Origin of the sequence: Clostridium sp. AF21-20LB, assembly GCF_003478795.1 — a bacterium.
GTDB lineage: Bacteria > Bacillota > Clostridia > Lachnospirales > Lachnospiraceae > Otoolea > Otoolea fessa.
The window spans coordinates 1-2,283 of the sequence record NZ_QUGD01000050.1; the positions used below are offsets into that span (position 1 = coordinate 1).

Consider the following 2,283-nt stretch of genomic DNA (forward strand, 5'->3'; position numbering starts at 1 on the left):
AGCAATCTTGCAAATTTAATAGCAAAATATGTTAAAGGATATAATGTAATTTTTGAGTTACCAACAAAATGGGATAGAACTTCTCAAAAATCAATTGCAGATCCTAATTTCTTACCATTGTTAAAAAATCAAGATGGAGAGATAGTTTCGTATATAGGATATTCAGAAAATTCAGGCTATGAACTGTTGCTTCCGTTTTGTGAAAAGAAGGATGAATTGATTGAAAGGTTAGTATCATCTGTATTGCCAGAAATATTGCCAGGTTTTTTCCCTGAATCAAAAGAGTTTGAATGGATAAAAGAACAAGATTTTTTACCTAAAGAAATACTTGAACTTGAGAAAGAACGGACTTTAATTCAAGAACAATATAATTTGAAAATTAAGTCATTGAATGAGAGAAGAAATGCTATTGACCAGAAGTATAAATTTTTGAATGATTTGTTGATAGAAACAGGGGATAAGTTAGTACAAGCTGTATGTACATACTTCAAGTGGCTTGGTTTTGCAAATGTAGAAGCAATCGATGGAAATGAAGATATTTTAAGAGAAGATATACAGATTTTGGAAGATGATAAATTATTTATTATTGAAGTTAAAGGTATTGGGGGAACATCTACAGATGCAGAATGTTCACAGGTGGCAAAACATAGACGAAGAAGAGAAAAAGAGCACCGTGACAAACAAATATTGCCAATTTATATTGTGAATCATCAAAGGTATATAAGGCCTTCATTAAGACAAAATCCTCCATTTAGTGATAATCAAATAGATTATGCTAAAAATGATGAAAGAGGTCTTCTTACTACATGGCAGCTTTACAATCAATATAAGTTGATAGAAAATGGTATATTTACGAAAAAAGAAACAAGAGAATCACTAGATAAATGGGGGCTTATTTCGTTGCTTCCAAAGAATTTAATTAGAGTGGGGATTTATGAGGAATATTTTAAGAAACCTAAAGCAGGTATATTGACACTTAACAATGTTAAATTGGAAGTTGGAAAAATGATATATGCAAAAAAAGATGGAAAATGGATTTGTACTTCTATTGTAAGTATACAGCTTAATGATAAGGATGTAGATCAAGTAGACAATGGTGAGGTTGGAATAGTAACCGATATAGAACTTGAAAAAGGATATGAGATTTTTGTCAAAATTGAGTAGTACCCAAACCCACTTTTTACTCCGTTTATACTACGATTGCTGTACACATCTTGCAAAATTTTGCTAAGATTTACATTTTATGTACAGAAATGACCAATACATAAAGAAAAATTAACACCGCGCAAAACGCTGCAAATGGCAGCAGGAAAGCGCCTTTTGAAAGGAGAAATTATGAGCATTCGAGTACTTTTCATCTGCCACGGCAGGACGGAGGACTGAAAGCCTTTATTTGCCTGTATCGCGGCAAAATTTGGCAAATCGTGGCAGGCGAATAAGACTTTGACTACGGTATTACTACGAATGACGGAATGTAAAATGAAAATGTCATGGTGATAGATTCATTGTGGGTTCAGAGGTATTCTTAAAAGGTTTGATGATTATTATGCTGTAAATGGTGCTAATATCTAAAGAATCCTTATTTTTGGGGGGTTCTGAAAATCGTTAAATTGTTAAGAACAATCGTTAAAAGGTTGGGGTAAATCGTTAAATTGTTAGAGTAATCGTTAAAAGATAAACTATCGGATGACGACCTAATACCAGATGATAAGGATGTGAAGATGAATTGTCAAAAAATGATGTAATGACAAAAAATCAACATTATATTCCACAAGTATATTTGAGAGGTTTTTCACCAGAGTATGAAAAAGGAAGCAAGAGTTATCCTAATTCGAGATATACCATTTATTGTTATGATTTAAATGTGAAAAAACAAAAATATGAATCTGTGCCAATTAAGTCTATCTGTTATATTAAATATTTATACGAAGTGACAGGTCATAGTGGTGAGATTGTACTTCCTAATTATCTAGAACATTTCTTTGCTGGTATTGAAAAGATGTTTAGCGATTTTAGGAGTGGTTTGGAAAGAAAAGCATTCATTGAGGATAATTATAGGACAAATTGTTTTCTTACAAACATTTCTTTGCTGGTATTGAAAAGATGTTTAGCGATTTTAGGAGTGGTTTGGAAAGAAAAGCATTCATTGAGGATAATTATAGGACAAATTGTTTTCTTACAAATGATGAAAAGGTGTTTTGGGTAACATATATTATAAATCCAAATATTTAAAGAACTCCTCAGATTTTTGGAAATAGCTGAGAGTTTAAGTATAGAAACTTG

At 31.7% G+C, this 2,283-nt stretch carries 2 protein-coding genes; both read left to right on the top strand.

Going from position 1 to position 2,283, the window contains the following annotated elements:
* Positions 1-1,164: hypothetical protein (locus DWX76_RS14045; protein WP_207664900.1), on the top strand; the 1,164-nt coding region annotated here is incomplete at its 5' end.
* Positions 1,165-1,726: 562 nt separating this feature from the next.
* Positions 1,727-2,206, top strand: coding sequence for a DUF4238 domain-containing protein (locus tag DWX76_RS13610; RefSeq protein WP_147353873.1), 480 nt, complete (start codon positions 1,727-1,729; stop codon positions 2,204-2,206).
* Positions 2,207-2,283: the final 77 nt, after the last annotated feature.